The sequence below is a fragment of the Bacteroides ilei genome (assembly GCF_900128495.1).
GTDB classification, from domain to species: domain Bacteria; phylum Bacteroidota; class Bacteroidia; order Bacteroidales; family Bacteroidaceae; genus Phocaeicola; species Phocaeicola ilei.
Window position 1 is genome coordinate 85,098 of sequence record NZ_LT635803.1, and the last position, 22,218, is coordinate 107,315.

The window sequence follows — 22,218 nt, forward strand, 5'->3', positions numbered from 1 at the left end:
AAAACTGAAGCATTATGGCAATCGTTAAACCATTCAAGGGAATTCGTCCGCCGAAGGAACTGGTGGAGCAGGTGGCTTCCCGGCCTTACGACGTGCTGAATTCTGCCGAAGCACGTGCCGAAGCGGAAGGCAACGAGAAATCCCTTTATCATATCATTAAGCCGGAAATCGATTTTCCGGAAGGTACCGACGAGCACGATCCCCGCGTATATGGAAAGGCCGCCGAGAATTTCCTGAAATTCCAGGAGAAAGGTTGGCTGGTGCAGGACAAGAAGGACTGTTATTACATCTATGCCCAGACCATGAACGGCAAGACGCAGTACGGACTGGTGGTGGGGGCTTACGTGCCCGACTATATGAACGGGGTGATCAAGAAGCATGAACTTACACGCCGTGACAAGGAGGAGGACCGCATGAAACATGTGCGGGTAAACAATGCGAATATCGAACCGGTGTTCTTTGCTTATCCCGACAATGACGTGCTGGATGCCATCATCGCAAAATATACGGCCCGCAAGCCGGAATACGATTTCATTGCACCGGGCGACGGATTCGGACATACGTTCTGGGTGATCGATGACGATGCCGATATCGCTACCATTACGGAAACATTTGCCAAAATTCCTGCCCTTTATATTGCCGACGGACATCACCGTAGCGCTGCGGCAGCATTGGTCGGTGCCGAAAAGGCGGCACAGAATCCGGATCATAAGGGCGATGAGGAATATAATTACTTTATGGCTGTGTGCTTCCCGGCAAGTCAGCTCACCATCATCGACTATAACCGGGTGGTAAAGGACCTGAACGGATTGACTCCGCAGCAGTTCCTGGATGCGTTGCGGAAGCATTTCGATGTGGAGGATAAGGGTACGGAAATCTATAAGCCTGCAGCCTTGCATAACTTCTCCCTGTATCTTGACGGGCATTGGTACAGCCTCACGGCCAAACCGGGCACGTACGATGACAATGACCCGATCGGTGTGCTTGACGTGACTATCTCTTCCAATCTGATTCTGGACGAGATTCTCGGCATCAAGGACCTGCGTTCGGACAAGCGCATCGATTTCGTGGGCGGTATCCGCGGACTGGGTGAGCTCAAGAAACGGGTGGACAGCGGCGAGATGAAGATGGCGCTGGCCCTCTATCCGGTTTCCATGAAGCAGCTGATGGACATTGCCGATACGGGTAACATCATGCCGCCGAAGACGACGTGGTTTGAACCGAAACTGCGTTCGGGACTGGTTATCCATAAGTTGGAATAATTCCCAGACTAAACCGGGACTTATTATATATCAGAAGCCTCGTTCCTTTTTTTCGGAAAAGGAAGAGGCTTCATTTGTATTTTTGTATTTTTGCACCCATGATACAAGAAGATACATATAAGACTATAACCGGCAGGTCGGAATCTGTCTATACCGAAAAGAGGAGCAAGTTCATTGCTGTGGCGCTTCCTGTACGCACTCTTGCCGAAGTCAAGGCTTACCTTGAAGAATATCAGAAAAAGTATTATGATGCCCGTCATGTGTGTTATGCCTACATGCTGGGGGCCGACAGGAAGGAGTTCCGTGCCAATGACAACGGGGAACCTTCGGGAACTGCCGGAAAGCCTATCCTGGGGCAGATCAATTCCAAGGAGCTGACCGACGTGCTGGTCATCGTGGTGCGGTATTTCGGCGGTATCAAGCTGGGTACCAGCGGACTGATTGTGGCTTACCGTACGGCTGCCGCACAGGCGCTCGGGGAGGCCGAAATTATCGAGAAGACCGTCGACGCTACGGTGGCAGTAGCCTTCGAATATCCGTTCATGAACGATGTGATGCGTATCGTCAAGGAAGAGTCGCCCGAAATCCTCGAGCAGTCGTATGATATGGACTGCTTCATGCGGCTGCGCATCCGCAAGTCGCTCATGCCTCTGTTGCGGGCCCGTCTGGAAAAGGTAGAGACCCTCCGCTTCCCCGAAGAGGAGGAAGGTTCCTCCCTGGAATAGCCCGCTTCCGTCTGTCTGTAACATGTGTTTCTTGTGAAATGTTTTTGTAACAGGTATGACATCATTACGTTAACTTCTTCGCATACTTTTGCCGCGGATTTAAAAAGTAGTGAGAAGTTTATACATGAAAAAGCTAATATCTGCGCTTACCTTTGCGCTTTGTATGGCATCGGCAGCAGCTCAGACTGTCGATTTGAGTGAATGGAAGAAATATTTGCCCGAAATCCACGGTACCGTGCGTGGTAAGTATGAGTATCAGACCACCACAGACGAACAGCGGTTCCAGGTCCGTAACGCGCGTGTCAGCATTACGGGAAAAGTGCTGCCCATCGTGAGCTATAAGGCCGAAATCGACCTCTCCGACGAGGGGCAGATCAAGATGCTCGACGCCTTTGCCCGCGTGTCTCCTTTCAAGGGATGGGATTTTACGGTAGGGCAGATGCGTGTGCCCTTCACCATCGATGCGCACCGTTCTCCCCACCAGCAGTATTTTGCCAACCGTTCGTTCATCGCCAAGCAGATGGGAAGCTTGCGTGATGCCGGTGCTACCGTGAAGTATTCGCAGAAGGAAGGTTTCCCCTTCGCGCTCGAGGCGGGACTTTTCAGCGGTTCGGGACTGACCGAACAGAAGGGATGGCACAAGGTGCTGTGCTACTCTGCCAAGCTGGAAATGATGCCTTTCAAGGGATATAACCTAACGCTGAGCACGCAGCGTGTGCGCCCCGAACATAACAATATCTATATGTATGACGCCGGTACCTACTACGATTGGAACAACTGGCATTTCGAGGTAGAGGCCATGTACAAGCGGTATGCCCATGCGGCCTTCGACGATGTATGGTCGGTCGATGCCTTCGTGAACTACGACTGGTGGATGAAGAAGCCCAAATCACTTGTCAAGAAGATCTCTTTCCTGGCCCGCTTCGACTATATGGGCGACAGCAGTACGGGTGAATCCGATCCCGATACCGGAAAGCTGTATATCACCGATTACCAGCGCAAGCGTATCACCGGCGGACTTACCTTCAGCTTCGGTAAGCCTTTCCAGGCCGATCTCCGTCTCAACTATGAGAAATATTTTTATGACGACCTCTCTTTCGCCAAGGAATCCGAACAAGACAAGCTGGTGGTCGAAATGATGGTCCGCTTCTGATGTCTTTTTAATTTTATTGCATAAATCAAAAACATGTGCTACCTTTGCCGGGAAAACTAATATTTAAACAAATATGTTCAGAAGTCATACTTGCGGCGAATTAAGACTTGCCGATGCAGGCAAAAATGTGACACTGGCCGGATGGGTACAGCGTACACGTAAGATGGGCGGAATGACGTTTGTCGACCTCCGCGACCGTTATGGTATCACTCAGCTGGTTTTCAACACTGAGGTCAATGCCGAACTTTGTGAACGCGCCAACCACCTGGGACGTGAATTCGTAATTCAGGTCAAAGGTACAGTTAGCGAACGTTCCAGCAAAAACAATAATATCCCGACAGGTGATATCGAGATCATCGTTTCAGAACTGAATATCCTGAATACGGCGCTTACTCCTCCTTTCACCATCGAAGACAATACCGACGGTGGCGACGACCTCCGTATGAAGTACCGTTACCTTGATTTGCGCCGTACTGCCGTACGGAAGAATCTGGAACTGCGCCACCGCATGACGATGGAGGTGCGCCGTTACCTCGACAGCAAGGGATTCCTCGAAGTGGAGACTCCGATGCTGATTGGTTCCACTCCCGAAGGTGCACGAGACTTCGTGGTTCCTTCCCGTATGAACCCGGGCCAGTTCTATGCGCTTCCCCAGTCTCCGCAGACTTTGAAGCAGCTTCTTATGGTTTCCGGTTTCGACCGTTACTTCCAGATCGTGAAGTGTTTCCGTGATGAAGACCTCCGTGCCGACCGTCAGCCGGAATTCACCCAGATCGACTGCGAAATGAGTTTCGTTGAGCAGGAAGACATCATCGAAATGTTCGAAGGGATGGCCAAGCATCTGTTCAAGGTACTGCGCGGCGTGGAACTGAACGAACCGTTCCTGCGTATGCCGTGGTCCGATGCCATGAAGTATTACGGCAGTGACAAACCCGACCTGCGTTTCGGCATGAAGTTTGTCGAACTGATGGATATCCTCAAGGGTTATGGCTTCTCCGTATTCGATAATGCAGCCTATATCGGCGGTATCTGTGCCGAAGGTGCTGCACACTATACACGCAAGCAGCTCGACCAGCTGACCGAATTCGTGAAACGTCCGCAGATCGGTGCGAAAGGTATGGTGTACGCCCGTATCGAAGCCGATGGAAACGTCAAGTCGAGTGTCGACAAGTTCTATTCTCAGGAAGTGCTGCAGAAGATGAAGGAAGCCTTCGGTGCCAAACCGGGCGACCTGATCCTGATCCTGAGCGGCGACGATGCGATGAAGACCCGCAAGCAGTTGTGCGAACTGCGTCTGGAAATGGGTAACCAGCTCGGTCTCCGTGACAAGAACAAGTTTGCCTGCCTCTGGGTAGTCGATTTCCCGATGTTCGAATGGAGCGAGGAAGAAGGCCGTCTCATGGCTATGCACCATCCGTTCACTCACCCGAAAGATGAAGATATTCCGTTGCTCGATACAGATCCGGCTGCCGTACGTGCCGATGCCTACGATATGGTAGTAAACGGCGTTGAAGTAGGTGGTGGTTCTATCCGTATCCACGATTCACAGCTGCAGGCCAAGATGTTCGAGATCCTCGGCTTCACTCCCGAAAAGGCTCAGGAGCAGTTCGGCTTCCTGATGAATGCCTTCAAGTTCGGTGCTCCTCCTCACGGAGGTCTGGCATACGGTCTCGACCGTTGGGTATCCCTGTTTGCCGGTCTGGATTCCATCCGTGACTGCATCGCGTTCCCGAAGAACAATTCCGGCCGTGATGTCATGCTCGATGCTCCGGGCTTCCTCGACCAGAAACAGCTTGATGAATTGAATCTGATAGTCGATATCAAGGAGAAATGATCCGTCATTCCGCCTTGTAGCCGACGGCTGTCCGTTATCATAAAGCGGAGGGTGTCTGTTCTGCAGTTTGCAGCGTTACAGTACACCCTTCGCTTCCGTTTGTATTTTATATTCCTTTTGTCTTCTCACTTCACCAGTCATGAAAGAACATGTACGCATCTTCCGGTTTGCCGTCATCGGTACGCTGAACGCCGTTATCACCGCCATTGTGGTAGGGGTGCTCATGCAGCTGTGCCGTCAGGAGTATACGGTGGCAAACATTGCGGCTTATGTGGTGGCGCAGATCCATAATTTCGTGTGGTGCAAGTATTGGATATTTCCTCTTGATCCGGATGCGAAAAAAAACAGCATCTGGCATCAGATGCTGTTTTTTGCCGGGGCGTTTGCCATTGCTTATCTCGCCCAGTTTATGTTTCTGCTCGTGCTCGTCGAGCTTCTGCATGTCAACGAGTATCTGGCCCAGTTCTTCGGACTTTTCATCTATGGGGCCATCAATTTCCTTGCCAATAAGTTTGTCACTTTCCGCTGACGGCCTTCCGGCTTCTCAGCAGGTCGGCTGCAAATGCCAGAATAACCAGGTAGCACACCAGCGGTACAATAAATCCTGTGGCCATGTTGATCCGGTCGGCTATCACTCCCATGATTACAGGAGCCACTGCTCCGCCCGCTATCCCCATAATGAGGTACGATGAAGCCCTTTTCGTGTGTTCTCCCAGCCCTTTGATCGACAGGGCGAAGATGGTAGGGAACATGATCGATTCACACAGGAAACAGAGAAAAAAGGCCAGTACCGCCCCGAATCCTTTCCCGAATATCACGATGACCATGCTCACCACGGCTCCTGTAGCCAGGTAGGCCAGCATCTTTTCCGCCCGTATGTATTCCATGACCCAACTGGCAGCCATACGTCCGGCCATGAACAGTCCCATTCCTCCGAACGACAGCCACAGAGCGGCTTCACGCGGTTCTATTCCGGCATTTTCATTCACGTAGTTGATGAAGAAGCTGTTCACCCCCGTCTGTGCCGCCACGTAGAAGAAGAGGGCTATCAGCCCGAATACGAAGCGTCGGTGGCTCCACAGCCCGCCCCCGTTTCCGTCACGGGTGGCCGATTTGTCTTCTTCCACGGTAATTTCCGGCAGTTTGATTCTGGAGAATACCAGTGCCACAGCCAGTACCACACAGCCTATGATGGCATAGGGAGCTGCCACACTGCCTTCACCGCCGTCGGCCGCGAAGATGAAGAGTCCGCCCACCAGCGGCCCGCATATCCATCCCAGTCCGTTGAACGATTGCGAGAGGTTAATGCGCCGTTCGGCCGATTCCCTGTCGCCCAGCACCGTAACGTACGGGTTGGCCGCCGTCTCCAGGCAGGCCAGTCCGCACCCGATGATCAGCAGCGAGAACAGGAAGAAGTTGAATGACATGATCCGTTCTCCCGGAATGAACAGGAGGGCGCCTGCACCGTACAGCAGCAGTCCGGTCACCACGCCTGCCCGGTATCCGTATTTCCGGATGATGTTTCCGGCAGGCAGGGCCATCAGGCAGTAGCTGCCGTATACCACGGCCTGTATCATGGCCGAGTGAGCTTTCGATATGCTCAGCGCATCCTGGAAATGCTTGTTCAGCACGTCCAGGATACTGTGTGCGAATCCCCATAGAAAAAAGAGGGTCGTAATCAGTATGAAGGGGGTCAGGTAGTTTTTCCCGTCCCGGGTCTTTACCAGTTTTGCGTTCGATTTCATTTCAATGTCATTGTTAGGTTTATCAGCTCCGGCTTACTTCCAGCCCTTTGGTCGACAGGCTCATCTCCACAAACCGTGCCCGGTTGTTGGGCGGATTCTGGTTCAGCCGCTGGCGTATGCGCACGGCCGCTTCCGGATCCTTGGCTACCATGTAGAGGTATCCGCCTCCGCCTGCTCCGGGCAGTTTGTATCCCAGGCACAGGTCATCTATCCGTGCCGTCAGGGCCGCTACCGCCTCCGGGTTGGTCCCTGCATCCAGGCGCTGGTTCTGTTCCCAGGTCTTCCGTATCAGCAGTCCCGTTTCCGTGAAGTTGTTGCGCAGAATGGCGTCATACAGGTCCAGTGCATGCTGCTTCATCTGCCGCAGCAGTTCCAGGTGTTCTGTCGAGTTCAGGAACATGCCCCGTACAATCTCGGCCAGAATGCCCTTGGCGGTACGTGTTATGCCGGTGTAGTACAGCAGGTGGCACTGGCGGTATTCGTCGTCGGTAAACAGGTGTTCAGGCAGCCAGCGCACCATCGGTTCCTGGTTCCATCCCGGCTGTGTCTGCAGCAGCTTCACTCCTTGCAGCACCCCGCCGTACTGGTCCTGCCAGCCGCCTCCCGTAGTGAGCAGCTGTTCCAGTATCAGAGTACGGCTGCCTATGGCATGCTTGTCCCAGTTTAGTCCGCAGAAGTCGTTCACGGCTCCCAGCACGGTCGATGCCAGGATTGAGCTGGTACCCAGTCCCGATCCTGCCGGGATGGCCGACAGCAGCGTGATCTCGATTCCTGCCCCGAATGCCTTCAGCTGTTCCTCCAGCGAGTTGAACTTTTCGGCCGAGAAGGTAGGGTGGAATCCTGCCAGCACCAATGCCGCCTTCGGGATCGAGAAGGGCGATCCCACCTTGTTGAAGCTGTACAGCTCCTCGTAGGTCGATACGGTTTCCATGGCGCCCAGGTCGATCGAGCGCAGTGTCACTTTGTATTGGTCCGATGGTTTGACGTATACCTGCAGCGGCGGTTGTCCGTTCAGTTCGATGGCGATGTTCACCACGTTACCTCCTTCCATCAGACTGTAGGGTGGGGTATCGGTCCATCCTCCTGCCAGGTCAATCCGCACCGGGCTCCGTCCCCACACAATCTGGTCGGCGTAGACCGACATCGTAGGATGCTGGTTATGGTCTACGGTAGCGGTCAGCCCTTTGCGCATCAGGCCGAAAGCCTTCTCCTCCTGCCGTCCGGTTTCCGCCGGATCACCGGCTGCCGACAGCTGCGCCACTCTGGCACGGAACATGGCGTCGTTGATGCGCGTCATCAGCGGAGCCGTTTCAGGCAGTCCGGCCGGCAGTTCCAGACCGTACCGGGCAAATGCCTCGGCAGCCTCCTGCAGGTCCAGCTGGTAGAACACACTGTGCTCATAGTTCCTGGCCAGAGCCGTCCAGCTCTGCTTGCGGAACTCCTCCCGCTGTGCGGTAAGCCGCCGCAGGTTGGCGTATGCCGAAATCTCGTCGGCCGAAACCTTCCGGGCCTCTGTCCATATCCGTTTCCCGGCCTCTTCTTCCGGATTCGTAGTCATCCAGCGCATCACGGCACCCAGTTCGTCCACATCCTTGCATACCGGGAAAATCCGGGCAGCCTGCAGGTCGCCGTTCTGTTCAATCTCCCCGGCGGTCAGTCCCCTCTGTGCCAGCCATTCGCTTACCGGTCTGCCCATATACATCGTAGCCTGGTTGTCCAGCGCCCCCTTGAAGGCGTCATTGAACCCGTACGGGCGCGCTGCCAGTTCCGTTTCGCCCATCGGCACCACGTCTATGCACACCCCTTCGGGCACATCCAGGCACCAGTCGTTTACAGGTACCCCCGTAATGATATGCCGTCTGTGCAGTGTCCATCGGGCACCCACACAGCTGTTTTCAATCCATACCTCCGTATTCTCGCCCGTCAGCCGGAAGCTGTTCACCGCATTCTGTATAAAGATGGAAGGATGCGGCTTTACCTTCTTCAGCATGATGGCCCGCTGGTCGGTCACACAGTTCTGCACAGCCAGTGTCGACGAGATCATCTCCCGGCTTGTACCGTAGTGGTGGAATTCACCTCCCGGCAGCGGCAGTATGGCTACACTCAGCCTGTTCAGCTCTTCGTCGGCTATGCGCGGATGCTCGCCCAGTGCCGGTCCGAACTCCGAATACATGTCGTAGAATACCGGCTTCCCGTCCTTCACCGAACGCTTTGCCATCAGTTCCACGGCCTTGTCGCTCAGCAGCCAGATACCTATGTCCATCAGGAACAGATAGTCCTGCATCAGTCCGCCCAGCTCTTCCACACTCGGTTTCTGCAGCATGAAGTCCAGCTTTTCCGGGTTGTTTCTCGATGAAACAAACACCCCGTGGTTCTTCGCCAGTTCCGGGTCGGCCCACAGACCGTAGCACACCACGTCGGCTTCCGGAATTTCCTGCAGCGCTTCGGTGGCACGTATGTACACGTCGCCGCTGGCCACCAGGGTATGCAGGGTGTCGGGAGCCTTGCGCATAATCCGTTCATAGAGCGGGAGCTGCAGTGACAGCAGGTTCTGCGACAGTTTCTGTCCGCGTCCCCACCTGAATACCGGGATAGGGGTGAGTATCTTCCCCGAAGGCGCATATCCCGGCAGGCGCCGGCTCTGTCCACCCGCGTGCAGCAGGATGCGCTTCTCTTTGGCGAGCCATCCCGCCAGACTTTCCGTATTCCCTTCGTATTCCTTGCAAGCCTGCAGCAGCCATGTCGTACCTCCTCCCGAGCCCAGCTTGCAGCCTATCGGGTCCGAGGTGCAGAACCATTCGTTCCGGTCTGCATGTTCGATATCATGGAAACATTCCACCAGATTCGGTGGAAGCGACAATAATTTCTTCATCTTCATCGTAAATTTATTGGTTGGCCTTTTCAATGTACCCCACCGGAATCTCCACTTTGGCGTATCCCAGCTGGTCTATCTGTACCGTCACCTGCGTTTTTCCGTCCACCACGATCAGTTCACCTTCCAGTCCGGTCAGCGGACCTTTGATTACCCGCACCCGTTCACCCTTCTGAAGCGGTTCACTTACGAACGATACCGCCTCTTCCGAGAAGTCGAGCATGAACCGGAACCGTTCCATCTCCTCGTCGCGTATCACGGCAGGTCTGTGCGTGCAGCGGTCTATCAGTGTCCCCGTAATGGCGGGAACCTCCTGCATGAGCCGGATGCGTCCCTTTTCGCCTGTCCGCACAAAGATCATCATCGGTATCACCACCACCTGCAGCTTCTTTTTCCGGTCGCTCCATTGCCTTACCACTTCCTGTACAGGCAGGTAATGTTCCACGCCCATCATTCCCAGCTTTTCAGCTGTTTTCTTTTCGTGATGCATGCGTACATACATCGCATACCAGTGTAGTTTTTCCATATCGGAAAACAAAGTTAATAGAAATTTTTAGAACTTTCTGAAAGTCAGGGTAGCGTAATTCGATTCCAGCACCAGTTCCTTGCCCGTCAGCTTCTGTATCCGGAAAAGGGTATAGCCGGCATTGTCCATCCCGAAGGGTTTCATCTGCTCGTCGGTAGCGTTCTTCTTGCTGTCGCTGGTTGCCGCCCTCACCTTGAACTCACTCATGGCTACAGCGTTGTCATCCAGGTATTCCAACCGTCCTATAAAGGCACCGTATCCGTTTTCACCCTGTTTCTCGGCCACTTCCACCACCTGGCGTGTAATGCTGTAGTAGATGCGTTCACACCGGTGTCCGGTCCCGTCGTCCAGCGTAGTGAACGATTCCAGTTTCCACATGCCTTCCAGCTTGTCGTTGATGGGTGCCTTGCTGCACCCGTTCAGGCACAGCACAGCCGCCAGTATCCATACCGGCAGCAGTATCTGGTATAGTCTTTCCTTCCGTATCATTTCAGGAGTCCTCCCGTCTTTTTCAGTGTAATCATGCCCCCGGTGCTGTTCCCCAGGTAATTTCCTCTGTCCAGTCCCAGTGCGGCCGAAACGCTCCATCCTGCGGCCCATGCCGGACGGTAAGTCACCTCATACAGTGAGCTGAACTGCTTGTGCTGCTTGTCGAGCGGAGCCGAATAGGTTCCCCAGTGGCGCACCATCGAAGCCAGGATACGGTAGCTCCATTCGCTTGAAGGGTTGCCCGATACGCCCACATGGTTCGAGCGTACCCGGTTGCTCTTGAATGAGTTGGTATGGTTGGCATTATACTGCGGTCCCGGTATCAGCGGGTTCCCCAGTGCGGCACCCCAATGCTGCCAGCCCAGGTACTCGCCGTTGTTGAAGTAGTTGTCGCCTCCGCTCTGCTGCACGTCGTGGAACGATCCGCCCACACCGTCATACAGCAGCGGTCCGGTCTGGTCCTTGGTAGCCATCCCTTCCCACAGCAGGGCCGATACCCACCTGTTCTTCGGGAGCGTCACCTCCAGTCCCAGCTGTCCGTCCTTCCAGCGTCCGTACTGCCAGAACATCTGCGAGTGGTCCTCGTAGTAATGCTCCAGATATCCCCGTACTTTCCAGTCTTCTCCATAATAGGTCAGTGCAAAGTTCCAGCTTCCGCAGTGGTTTCCCTGCACGTTCTGCAGCGTACTCTCATGTTTCGGAATCAGGATTTTGAAGAAGTCCTTCAGTCCGTTCGGCATGTTCGATACCAGCTTCCCCCCGTCGGCGGTCATGGTCATACGTTTCCCTCCGAACTGTGCCGCATGCAGGATGCCCACCTCAAATTCCATCGGGAACTTTTCCCGGTTCCCTATGCGCATAGCCAGCGACTTGCTGTGCATCAGCACATTCTTCGTATACGATGCACCTACGGGCACATAACTTTCCTGCCAGTTGCCGTCGGTAAACAGTCCGTAGGCTATGTGAGCCTTCATGGCTATCCAGTTTCCCGTACCCGGCACCGTCAGGTAGTCGACCGTGAGCCGCACCTGCGGCACCGGCCGTGCGTTCGGTCCTTCCACCATCATCCCGCTGCTCAGTTCGTGGTTCTTCTCCAGCGGAAATCCGTACCGCTCCTTGCTTCCCACGCTCAGCGTCAGCATTTTCCACGCTATGTCGGCATACAGCTGCTGCACCACGAAGTCGGCCGTCTGGTTTGCCGTTCCGGCCAGGTCCACACCCGTTTCCAGTCGCCAGTGGTGTTTCATCTCCTTGCGGTAAGTCAGCCCCGCACGCAGATACCCGCTGTTAGGCTTTTCGCTCGAAAGTCCGAAGCGGTTGGCGGTAAACCACAGCGGGGCGTAGGTGCCGTCCGATGCGTTTGCGCTCGCTTCCACCCGGTACGTCAGCGTAGAGTCCGTCTGTGCCCCTGCGGCGGCAGGAAACAGTCCTCCCGCCAGGCATAATAAAGTTCCTAGTAATCGTTTCATCCGGTTTCTTCGTCTTTTATTCCTGTGAGTATTCCTTGATGTGCTGTTCCTGGTCCAGTCTGCACACCAGCAGGCGTCCGTCGCGTTCCGCCACGATGTATCCGTCCAGTCCTTCCAGCACCACCTTGCTTTCCTGGTTGGCGTGCACCACACAGTTGCGGCAGTCGTACAGCTTCACGTTGCCGCCTATCACCGCATTGTTGTCGGCGTCATGACTGTGCTGTGCGTGCAGCGATCCCCACGTACCCAGGTCGCTCCATCCGAAGTCGGCCGGCAGCACATGGATCCCTTCTGCCTTCTCCATCACCGCATAGTCTATCGAGATCTTCTCGCAGGTAGGGAAGAGGCGTTTCAGTTCCTCCTGTTCCTTCTCCGTATACAGACTGGGCGTCAGTTCGTCCATCACCCCTGCAATCTGCGGCGCATACGTCCGCAGAGCCTTCGTAATCGTCTCCACGTTCCACACAAAGATCCCCGCGTTCCACAGGTAGTTTCCTGCCGCCAGGTATTTCTCTGCCGTTTCCAGGTTCGGTTTCTCACGGAACGAGTCTACCCGGTGTATTTCACTGCCTTCCAGCTTCTCTGCCGCGCAGATGTAGCCGTAGCCTGTTTCCGGCCGTGTCGGTCGGATACCCAGAGTAACGATGCGGCCCCCCGTTTCCGTAAAGGCCAGCGCCGTCTGTATGCACCGTTTGAATTCGGCTGTATCAATCACCAGCGCATCCGAAGGCGTCACCACAATGTTCGCCTGCTCGTCCTGCATCCTTATTTTCCAGCAGGCGTAGGCTATACACGGTGCCGTGTTTCTCGCTTCAGGTTCTGCCAGTATATGCTGTGCGGGAATGTCGGGAAGCTGTTCCTTCACGATGTCCGTATATTTCTCCGAGGTCACCACCCAGAAGTTTTCCGGGGGACAGATGCCCGCAAACCGGTTTACCGTAAGCTGTATCAGTGATTTTCCGCAGCCCATCACGTCAATGAACTGTTTCGGGTATTCGGGTGTACTCATCGGCCAGAAGCGGCTTCCTATGCCGCCCGCCATAATAACGATATGGTTATGTTCCATGTTGTTGTCTTTTGAATTTCGTTTACAAAGGTAATCATATATTCGGTACGAAAGGCTTTCTTTTCCTATGAAAATAGGTTTTGACTGTTTCCGCAAGAATAAGCCGTTTGTCATACTTCCTCAAAATTATAGACCGTAGCCATGTCCTCCGGATATTCCGCATGAGGTTTGATGCTGATGGGATGGATGGTGAGGGTGGCTTTTTCCGGGTCTACCTGCGGATAGGCCAGTGCCAGTGCCTGCCGGCGTTCGAGTGTAACGTATTCACTCTCGGCGGCATTCTTCGACCAGCATAGGATAAACAGGTCCGACGAGTCGATATATTGCCTTATCATGACAGGATAGATATCGCCGGCTTTCAGGTAATGCCGGTCAAAGAAATAATCCACTCCCTGTGCCCTATAGGCTTCGGCTATATATTTTACCTGCGCTTCATCCTTGTGTGAATACGAAATGAAAATTTTATGGAAGGTCCTGCATTCCACATTTGTATACAGGTTTTGCGGGTTACGTACTACATTGGTCTTGAACAGCATTTTTCCGGCAGGTATTCCGTTTACAGACACTACCACGGTTCCGATAAGGACAGATGCCCTGAAACCGTCTTTTACGGATACTCCGAACTGGCAGTCCGCAAGACTCCCTTGCCATGTCAGTTCCCGTACAGGCTCATCCGTTATTTCTACCCCTTCACCGCACATGTTCAGGCATACCCTTACCGTGTCTCCCTGTTTCAGCAGGACGGAAAGAGGGGTGAAATTACGGCGTATAGCCTGTGAATCCACTTCCGTTGCCTTGCGCATCACCGTGTCTTCCCATCCGTCCTGGTAGAGAAAGACCTGTACAAGCATGTAGTCACCGGGGCTGGTCTCTGCCGGAGCGAATACGGAAGCGTTGACTTTCGACGGCTGGGGCTGCTTGCTTTCACCCTTCATGTCACCGTTGCCTGTAAACAGTTGCCTTAGTCGGCCTAAGAGTCCTCCGGTACGTCTGGGTGCACCCTGTCCGGATCTCGAAGGCTCTGCCTCCTGCCGGGTATTCCCGGCCGATGGGGAATAAGATACTGGTATATCCTTCCGAACCCCGATATGCGGGCCGATGCATGTAGAGCAGAATTTTTCTACGGTCTTCTGCGCGGGGCTTGAAGAGAATCTGCCGCCGCTGATGAGAAGAAGGTTCCCTTCCTGCTGATGCCCGCGCATGAAATCCAGTACGTCTGTCTTGAAAGCATCCAGTGATTCATATCTGTCCGAAGGCTCGTAGCTTATGGCCTTGGGCAGAAATGGAAAGTCAAGGTTGCTGTATTCCGGCTTCATCAGCAGGGATGGTCTGGGAATCCGGACCCTGTTCATCCGGAGATTGTGTGCTCTTTCACCGTATTCCAGCCACAAGGGAGGATACAAGTTGTTGAGCAGGTGATAGGCCATCATACCTGTGACATACACGGCCGAACGTTCGTCGAATAAGTTTTCCCGTATTGTCTCTGGAGCCATGTACCATTTGCTGCCCACACCGCCTCTGTCTGTCATCCCGGCGTATTTTCCCGCTTTTCCGGTAAAGGTACAGCTGCCGAAGTCACCTAGCTTATACAGGTTGCGTCCGTTTTCAACGTCATCTGTCAGGTATATGTTGTTGAGATGGATATCCCTGTATACGATGCCATGTGCCAGAAGCTCTTCCAGCCCCGCTATAACGTCAAGTATCAGGAGGCAGAAGTCATTGATGGTCAGTTTGAAATAGTGGCTTGCAAGGATTGCCGCCAGAGGAGTTGCCTGTTCAATATAGAGTATACCCTTATTGAAATCGGCGTTTGTGGCGTGCAGGATATGCCTTATCGTATTTTCACTTGCCACGGTCAGTTCCTTGCGTAACAGTTCATGGTCCGGATCGTTTTTGAACACTTTGGCTACCGACTGCCGGCGGCAATGTTTGTCTTGATTGTGTGCCAGATAAATCTCCGATGTACTTCCCGAATCAGAAAGGAGACATCCCAATCCTCCGGCATTTCCGTTCCTTGACGGGGCGACGTCGATGTCCTGATATCGGGTATAGCCGATGTTGCCGTCGCAGTGCGGTAGCAGCTCCTCTTCCTCTATCGTCCTCGACTGTCTGATGGCAGATGTGTCCGTACAGAAAAAGTTATAGAACAGAGAGTCTGCTCCAACCGTAGGTTCAGTTCCTGATTCACGCAGGATCTTTTCCGTTTCCGGCATCGCAAAGGTGGGGTCAAGGTGATACCACTTCTCATCTACCTTTACGGTCAGCCAGCAGTGGCGGCTGTCAGCCTCACTGTTGTTCATCTTGCCGAATACCAGTCTGCTTTCAATGCCCAGCAGCTGTAGGAGATATTGTGCCGCCTTGGCTATGCCGGTACATACGGAGTTACGGTAAACGAATACGCTATAGATGGTCTGGTTATGGGCCGAATGGATGTTGTATCTGCAATACAGGGCAATCCATTTGTATACATACATCACTTGCCCGGCTGTTGTCAGTTTCCGCACCTCTTCCATGCGGAAATCGTTTTTTATGACGTCCTTTATCTGTTCCATTCCCTTTTCACTCTCTTCCTTTTCCAGGGCATAATGGAATGAAACCCTACCTTCTTTGTATTCCCACTGATGCGAGAACCAGAAGATGTCGGGATTGTCACGCATTACCTGTCGTACGGCACACGATATGTCCTCTCGGGTTGCTTCGGAAAGTACGGTTGCCGATGGTATATGGTTACGCAGGCATTGTTCTATCTGTTGTTCTATCAGTTCTTTGTTTTTCATGGCAGGTATTCCAAGAGTCCTTCAGTTTTGGCCAATCATAATTTTGCCTTTTCTTTTTCCAGTGCATCCTTCAATGTCTGCACGTCCAGCGTTTCCTTGCCGGACATGAGGAGCTGTAGGGCGCAACGGCGCACCACGTTGGTGATGGACCCGCCGGAAAGTTCCGTTCCGGCGGCAAGGGCGATGAGATCGTCGGCCTGCTGTCCCAGCCATTTCTTGGGCAGCATGTTCCGCCAAAGCTCGCGGCGGAGTTCTTCGTCGGGCATCGGGAAATAGACGACCGACTGGAAACGGCGTCAAGTTCTCCTCCCGATTCAGGCAACTGCAGTTCGTAGCTGTCAGCCGGGCGGAATCCGGACCAGTCGGTATAGAGAACAAATGCAGGATCGGTGATACACAGGTCCATATACAGCACATCGGTGTCCGTGTCCGGCTCCTCCGTAAAGAACAGGCTCCAGCTTCCCGCCGTTTCTTCACGGACCATCATTCCCCTGCGGTGCATCAGTGCCTCGCTTCCGGGTGAGATGCGGAGTTTCAGTGAAGGGCACGGGCTTTCTCCGAAATACTCGTGTCTTACGGTCATGCGGTATAGTCTGTTGTAACCTTCCATGCCATCCGTTTTTTACATCTCCACCACAGGTCGTCCTACGTTGGTTCCGCCCGCAGTTATCTGTTTCCCGTCAATGCAGAGCCGGCGTATCTTGCATACCACCGACGGATAATACTGTCCTCCCAGCAGAGTCCACATGTTGTTCTGGTCCTGCAGAGAGAGGTTGACAATCTCTATCGTGTAAATGGTGCCGTCCACTTCGAATTCCGGTTCAGATTGCATAAAGCGCAGGGTGTCAGAAAGCATGGAGAGCGATTCTGCGTATAGCCGTCCGTCGAACACGGCGGCAATCATCACATTCAGGTTCAGCAGCAGGGGAGGCCGCATCCGTACATATCCGTTTTCCGTCTGTCGCATAGGAGCCGAAATGTTTCCTGCCGTTTCTTTTTCCACGTTCAGCAGGCCGATTACCATCTTGTCGGGCTTTTCTTCCAGGTTATTCCCTATCTGTCCCACTGTAGCAAGCCCCTCGGGGCGGTTATGGAAGCGGGAGAGGTATTCTTCCAGCAGTGTGGCGTATGTTGTCAATATCTTGCGTATCATAATGTGATGTTTTCTATTTCTTTTTCAGTCAGGCCGGTAGCCTGTGCGATTTGTGCGGTAGTCAGTCCCAGTGCTTTCAGGTTGCGTGCTATGGCGGTTTTTTCTTCCGCACGTCCTTCCGCACGACCTTCCGCACGACCTTCCGCACGACCTTCCGCACGACCTTCCGCACGACCTTCCGCACGTTCTGTCATGATATTGTCCCGCAGAATCACGATGTTGTCCAGGTGTTTGTAATACGCCTTCAGCTCTTCCCGGCTCATGCGGTCCAGCTTCAGTTGCTCCTTCACCTTGTCCAGTCCCGGTGCCGTGGCATGTTCCGGCACGTTCCCCGTGTTCAGGTAATAGATCCATTCCTCCAGCGGCGTCTTGGCCACCCGGTTGAAGTCGTTCACCTTCAGGATGTAATACTCCGGATAGAGCTGGCTCACCTTGTCCACCTTGAACGTCTGTTTCTGGAAGGGACTCAGTTCCAGGATGTCCCCCTCATGTATGCCCACGAATTCCGTCTTTCCGTGATACACGAAGTCCTTCCCGTGTCCCAGCGAGAAATACACGATGTTCACGCTGTACACCTTCCGCACATTCTCGTATCCTTCGCCGCGGTTGATGTATTCCGTCACGAGCTTTGATGCGCCGAACAGCATGCGCTGGAAGTATGCATACTCGTTGTTGTTCTGCACCTCAATGAGCACCAGTTCACCTTTCGAGTTTTCCGCCAGCATGTCCACACGGTTATACTTGTCAAACTCATCCTCCTGGTTGCTTTCACTTTCCAGCAGCTTGTGGATGGTCACTTTTTCTTCTAACAGCGTGGTGAGCAGTCCTTCCAGCACCGCATAATTGGCCTTGTTGCGCAGCAGACGCTTCATGGCCCAGTCAAACCGAATATAACTTTCCATAGGGCAATCTATTTTGAGGTCATTTCTTTGTCACAAAGAAAATAAATAATTTTCAGAAAAACGAATAGGTTTCGAAGTAATAAATTAAAAAAGAGATGCAAAAAACGTAGCAGCCGTGTTATGGCAAAACATTCATCAGATGTGGCTTTCCTGTTCCGTTCTTGATAGCTCTTTTCACCTATGTTCAGAGTGCTGGGCAGTACATCAATGGCATCCTTGAACGGACTGGTTTTAAGTTGTTCTTCGAGGGAGGAGTCTATCTTCAGCCGGTTTCGCTTTGCTTGGTTTGGCCGTCTCCGGAAAAATGAGTAACTTAAGAAATAAATTTAAACCAACCGATATACATTTATGGCAGACATCAACGTACTTGTACCGCTCATCCTGAAGTGGGAGGGCGGTTTTGTCAACGACCCCGACGATCTGGGCGGGGCCACCAATATGGGAGTAACTCTGGCCACTTACCGCCAGTACCGGAAAAGCAGAAAATTACCTGCTCCCACAGTCGATGACCTGAAGAACCTCTCTCGCGAGGAGTGGACCGATATTCTGAAGACGTATTACTGGGACCGTTGGCAGGCCGACCGGATCCGTGACCAGTCGGTAGCCAATATCCTGGTCGACTGGGTATGGGCATCCGGCGTATACGGCATCAGGATTCCGCAGCAGATCCTGGACGTCACCGCCGACGGCATCGTAGGGAAAAACACCCTTGCCGCCCTCCATTCCTACAGCCCTCAGGCCGAGCTTTTCGGCCGTATCAAGCAGGCCCGTTTCGAGTACATCGACCGCATCTGCACCTCCCGGCCCGCCAACCGGAAGTTCCGGAAAGGGTGGGAGAACCGCATCAGGGCTTTCCGTTTCCTCGGATAAAACGCGGCAGGCATCCGTCTATCATATACTACATCTCCGTTGCCCGATAATTATTTTATGAATGAAAAAGGCAGGGCCAGGATGTAGTGACATACATGCAATTCCGTCTGTTTTTGGAATAGTTGCGTTTCTTCTACCTTGAATATACCGAATCTTCGGGCGGTCAGCACATAACATATTTCTTTTTCATCGCTTCCGCACGGAGCCCTGTATTCCTTCTTTCCCGTCTTCGGATTGAAATGATAATCTTCCATCCTGGGCTTGTAGAGTTCGTGGTAGTAATAATTTGCATCGAAGTCCTTTTCATTGTATTTCAGCTTGTAGAAATACCCCACAGAAGCATACTGCTTGCCGTGGAATCTTAATATTTTCCCAATGTGTATCTTTGTCTTTTTCATGGTAAGTTGGTCTTTTAAGGTGATAATAAACAAAAAGAGGAAATGTCAGTTTTTACACACCCTCTCTCTGCTGCCGTTTATTTCGTTTGGTCCATTCTTTTCGTACTGCGTAAAGGCCATATGCTATGTTTGCCCGTAACGTATTTCCTCATTCCTTCGGCATTATCCTTGCTTACGCTCAATTTGTCTTTAAATGTTCCGACAGGATTCCGGTATTATCTGGCTGTCTTCATGTCTTGGTGGTTATAGCATTATGAATGCATATCTCTGTTTCATCGCATTGCCTTTTTTAGGTTGGATTGTTTTTTTCTTTTTCTGTTATATTTTTATTTGAAGGAGGTTATGATGCTTTTATGTTTAATTCCAGAAATTATTCAGTGCTTTGATGGCATGGTCTACTAAGGTACGTTCATCAGGGACTTTACATACCAGGCTATATTTTTCTGCATTATTACTGTTTTCGGTTATAGTAACAGTAATTTCAGTACCAGTCTGGTTTATATAAGCTGATTCTACAGAATAATAATATTTAAATTTCTCTTCATTTTTATAAGGAATGATAAATTCTTTCACTAAGCATCCGGATGGTACATCGAATATGGAAACGGTTCCGCCTTGGCTGATGGTGAACAGATTTTGTCTATTATTGAATAATTGTGCAGCTACTATGTAGATGTCTATATGTGTAAAATCATATGTGGAATTATACATCGTGTTTATATTATATTCTTCGAGATACCTCCTTTCATCCGATGTCACATCCAGTATCAGGTGTCTTTCCTGACCGGCAACACAAAGCACATGTGTATCGTCTGCAATATAAGCCGTAAACAGATATGCTATTCCGTTTCCTAGTGAATAAGGCAGGAAAGGGGTAAAGCTTTTATAAGTGTCCGATTTTACATTATGCCATAAAATCTTTATGTTACTATTTATCTCATCTTGATTTTCGGACATATATAACCGGATATCCTCATTCCTGTCTATTTCTTGCCATGTCTTGTTGTCGTATCGGATTATCTTTTTAAAATCTTTTACTTTCGACACGTTTGGTAACATTTTATATGTTGGCTGATATAGCTTGACATATTTGCGGCTGAGCAGTTGCCCGTTTATGCAGATTTCTTTTCCCGTTGGTAAATATAGTATATATGGTGAATTTTCATCAGGAGCTGAACCGTTTGTCAAGTATGAATATTTAAGTTTATATTCGTTGTCTGTAATGCCATACTGATACATTTCATATGATGTTTGAGATAGTTTTTTCAGGAATGTTATTTCTGGTGTGGTAGGGTTGAAAGCATAATCGATGTTGGGGGTCATATCGGCAAAAGCATCTTGTTCTCCAATTATATTATTGTTTTCATCTCTTATAATAAATGCATATTCTCCGTCGTTTGTCTTATTATATGAAATCGATGCAGCATTATATTTTATAGAATCAGTATTGGATACGTACTGATAGGTACCGGGTATTACTACATTTGCTATATCCTCATAATTGTCTTTTTTGATTACACACATACTGTCTGGGTTCAGACTTTTCTTTGTATTTGTTTCCCATGCCATCCACTTGTAAATTCCTCTTCCATATAAAATTTTCGAATCGGTAGAAAATTTAAAATCATATTCGTCTGTTATGTCATGCCCTTTCAGGTGGTAAGATGTCTGTTTATGGTAGTCATACAGGTAGAATTCTCCCTGAAGAGTATACGCTCCCCATCTGCCATCGGGACTGATGGAAACCTTTTCATCGTAAATTTTATCAATAATCTTATATTCCTTGTTGGATAGCAGATACATGGATTTGTTCAGTACACTCATCATTTCAGGCACAAAAGGCCGATTGTTGTTTGTAGACGGTAACCATTCCACTGCCATTCTTAGAGCGGGCAGAACTTCTCCTTTTTCAACTAGTGCAGAAGCATTGGTAGCCAATAGTCGGATTCGTTCCTTATCTATTGTAACGTTTATTGTTTCCAGTTTTTTATTTGTCCGTTGTAATTCTTTATTGGCTCTATTCCTGTCTATGTATAAAAAACCGATACTGATTGCTGCCAAAAAAGCCAGTATGGCAGCTGCTATAATGTATAGTTGCTGTTTCTTCTTATCCCTTTTATATCTTTGCCAAAGTTCATCAAATCGGATGTTAAACATACTGGAAATAACTTTGATAGAAGCGGCATCCCGTCCCATTTCATGAATGTCGGCTCCTAGTATGTCTGTTCCAGTCGATGTTTTTCGCAGGTAAGGTGGAAAGCATTCTTTTTCGGGTTCCATGGCATTCGGAGTTCCATCAATAATGAAAGGAATAATTTTATCTGTTCTGCCGCTTTCTATGAATATTTCCACTTCTTTGTTTACCCAGGTGGATTTTGCAGCATTGGGCGAACAGATTACAATAAGAAATTTCGATGCATTCAGGGCGTCCTTTATTTTTTCTGTCAAGAATCCCGGTTCAAGATCTGTAGAATCTCTGAAGATGGGACGTATTTTATTTGGTAAAGTTGGATTCTGCTTTTTCAGCGTTACGGGAAGTTTATAATATTCAAGTTTATGCTGCAACCATTTGGCCCATTTTTTATCTTCCCTTTTATAGCTAATAAAGGCGTAATAATTGAATGTCTTTTCCATCTCGTGTATCTTTTCTAATTGTGTAGCTTCGTTACGTCGGTCTGCTTATACAGCAAGAACGGTATACCGTTACTGCTCCTCACGGGATAAAGTTAATGTTTTTTTCATATTTTCCCCCGAGATTGTTTGTAAGCATTCGGTAAACCACGTATTTTTATCTCCAACTTCCATCATTAACTTTACGTCCAAAAAGCAAAGTTATGATGACACGAGAAAAAGTAGTAGAGATAATGAACTACTGCAAAGAGCACAAAGTGACTTATAAGTCAAGATTAGAGGAGCTCAATATCCCTGTATGGCGGTTTTATGACAGCAAATCCCGTTATGCCGCCGAGCAATCATC

18 protein-coding genes are annotated in these 22,218 nt (G+C 51.0%); 6 read left to right on the forward strand and 12 right to left on the reverse strand.

Features of this window, described 5'->3' with window-relative positions; all coding sequences use genetic code 11:
• Positions 1 to 14: 14 nt before the first annotated feature.
• The 5 genes from BQ7489_RS16895 (at position 15) to BQ7489_RS16915 (ending at position 5,503) form a co-directional block, all read left to right on the forward strand.
• Positions 15 to 1,262, forward strand: a complete 1,248-nt coding sequence (locus BQ7489_RS16895) for a DUF1015 domain-containing protein (RefSeq protein ID WP_072532333.1) — start codon at positions 15 to 17, stop codon at positions 1,260 to 1,262.
• Between the two features lie 101 nt (positions 1,263 to 1,363).
• A complete protein-coding gene (locus BQ7489_RS16900) occupies positions 1,364 to 1,987 on the forward strand; it encodes an IMPACT family protein (protein ID WP_072532350.1) in 624 nt (207 codons plus the stop codon).
• 163 nt (positions 1,988 to 2,150) lie between these two features.
• Positions 2,151 to 3,140, forward strand: coding sequence for a porin (locus tag BQ7489_RS16905; protein WP_239496998.1), 990 nt, complete (start codon positions 2,151 to 2,153; stop codon positions 3,138 to 3,140).
• A gap of 73 nt (positions 3,141 to 3,213) precedes the next feature.
• The gene (aspS, locus tag BQ7489_RS16910) at positions 3,214 to 4,974 is read left to right on the forward strand and encodes an aspartate--tRNA ligase (protein ID WP_072532335.1); all 1,761 of its coding nucleotides are present in this window, start codon (positions 3,214 to 3,216) and stop codon (positions 4,972 to 4,974) included.
• 139 nt (positions 4,975 to 5,113) lie between these two features.
• The gene (locus BQ7489_RS16915) at positions 5,114 to 5,503 is read left to right on the forward strand and encodes a GtrA family protein (protein WP_072532336.1); all 390 of its coding nucleotides are present in this window, start codon (positions 5,114 to 5,116) and stop codon (positions 5,501 to 5,503) included.
• Here BQ7489_RS16915 and BQ7489_RS16920 read toward each other — a convergent pair.
• From BQ7489_RS16920 to BQ7489_RS16965, 10 genes are all read right to left on the reverse strand, one after another.
• Complete coding sequence (locus tag BQ7489_RS16920; RefSeq protein WP_072532337.1) at positions 5,490 to 6,719, reverse strand: sugar MFS transporter; 1,230 nt, start codon at positions 6,717 to 6,719, stop codon at positions 5,490 to 5,492. The two genes, BQ7489_RS16915 and BQ7489_RS16920, sit on opposite strands and share 14 nt — an antisense overlap.
• 22 nt (positions 6,720 to 6,741) lie before the next feature.
• Entirely contained in the window at positions 6,742 to 9,624 is a 2,883-nt protein-coding gene (locus BQ7489_RS16925) for a bifunctional fucokinase/fucose-1-phosphate guanylyltransferase (RefSeq protein ID WP_394334086.1), read from the reverse strand.
• Positions 9,605 to 10,117, reverse strand: a complete 513-nt coding sequence (locus BQ7489_RS16930) for a UpxY family transcription antiterminator (RefSeq protein WP_072532338.1) — start codon at positions 10,115 to 10,117, stop codon at positions 9,605 to 9,607. The genes BQ7489_RS16925 and BQ7489_RS16930 overlap by 20 nt, the downstream gene beginning before the upstream one ends.
• 27 nt (positions 10,118 to 10,144) lie before the next feature.
• Positions 10,145 to 10,606, reverse strand: coding sequence for a lipocalin-like domain-containing protein (locus BQ7489_RS16935; RefSeq protein WP_162617836.1), 462 nt, complete (start codon positions 10,604 to 10,606; stop codon positions 10,145 to 10,147).
• Positions 10,603 to 12,075 (reverse strand): capsule assembly Wzi family protein, encoded by a 1,473-nt coding sequence (locus tag BQ7489_RS16940; protein WP_072532339.1) that lies wholly within the window; start codon positions 12,073 to 12,075, stop codon positions 10,603 to 10,605. The genes BQ7489_RS16935 and BQ7489_RS16940 overlap by 4 nt, the downstream gene beginning before the upstream one ends.
• A gap of 16 nt (positions 12,076 to 12,091) precedes the next feature.
• Positions 12,092 to 13,141 (reverse strand): mannose-1-phosphate guanylyltransferase, encoded by a 1,050-nt coding sequence (locus BQ7489_RS16945; RefSeq protein ID WP_072532353.1) that lies wholly within the window; start codon positions 13,139 to 13,141, stop codon positions 12,092 to 12,094.
• A gap of 110 nt (positions 13,142 to 13,251) precedes the next feature.
• The gene (locus tag BQ7489_RS16950; protein WP_072532340.1) at positions 13,252 to 15,918 is read right to left on the reverse strand and encodes a protein kinase domain-containing protein; all 2,667 of its coding nucleotides are present in this window, start codon (positions 15,916 to 15,918) and stop codon (positions 13,252 to 13,254) included.
• Positions 15,919 to 15,953: 35 nt separating this feature from the next.
• Entirely contained in the window at positions 15,954 to 16,184 is a 231-nt protein-coding gene (locus BQ7489_RS16955) for a hypothetical protein (RefSeq protein ID WP_204352779.1), read from the reverse strand.
• A 356-nt stretch (positions 16,185 to 16,540) separates the two neighbouring features.
• On the reverse strand, positions 16,541 to 17,071 hold the full coding sequence (locus BQ7489_RS16960; RefSeq protein WP_072532341.1) for a Pvc16 family protein: 531 nt from the start codon (positions 17,069 to 17,071) through the stop codon (positions 16,541 to 16,543).
• On the reverse strand, positions 17,068 to 17,973 hold the full coding sequence (locus BQ7489_RS16965) for an Rpn family recombination-promoting nuclease/putative transposase (RefSeq protein ID WP_072532342.1): 906 nt from the start codon (positions 17,971 to 17,973) through the stop codon (positions 17,068 to 17,070). The genes BQ7489_RS16960 and BQ7489_RS16965 overlap by 4 nt, the downstream gene beginning before the upstream one ends.
• A gap of 348 nt (positions 17,974 to 18,321) precedes the next feature.
• Here BQ7489_RS16965 and BQ7489_RS16970 point away from each other — a divergent pair, with 348 nt between their 5' ends.
• Positions 18,322 to 18,843: a glycoside hydrolase family 108 protein gene (locus BQ7489_RS16970; RefSeq protein WP_072532343.1), complete on the forward strand. Its 522-nt coding sequence runs from the start codon at positions 18,322 to 18,324 to the stop codon at positions 18,841 to 18,843.
• Positions 18,844 to 18,893: 50 nt separating this feature from the next.
• Here the strand turns inward: BQ7489_RS16970 and BQ7489_RS16975 are convergent, their stop codons facing one another.
• Positions 18,894 to 19,241 carry a hypothetical protein gene (locus tag BQ7489_RS16975; RefSeq protein WP_162617837.1) on the reverse strand — a complete coding sequence of 116 codons (348 nt, stop codon included), beginning with the start codon at positions 19,239 to 19,241 and terminating at the stop codon, positions 18,894 to 18,896.
• A 357-nt stretch (positions 19,242 to 19,598) separates the two neighbouring features.
• On the reverse strand, positions 19,599 to 21,875 hold the full coding sequence (locus BQ7489_RS16980; RefSeq protein WP_072532345.1) for a toll/interleukin-1 receptor domain-containing protein: 2,277 nt from the start codon (positions 21,873 to 21,875) through the stop codon (positions 19,599 to 19,601).
• Between the last annotated feature and the right edge of the window lie 343 nt (positions 21,876 to 22,218).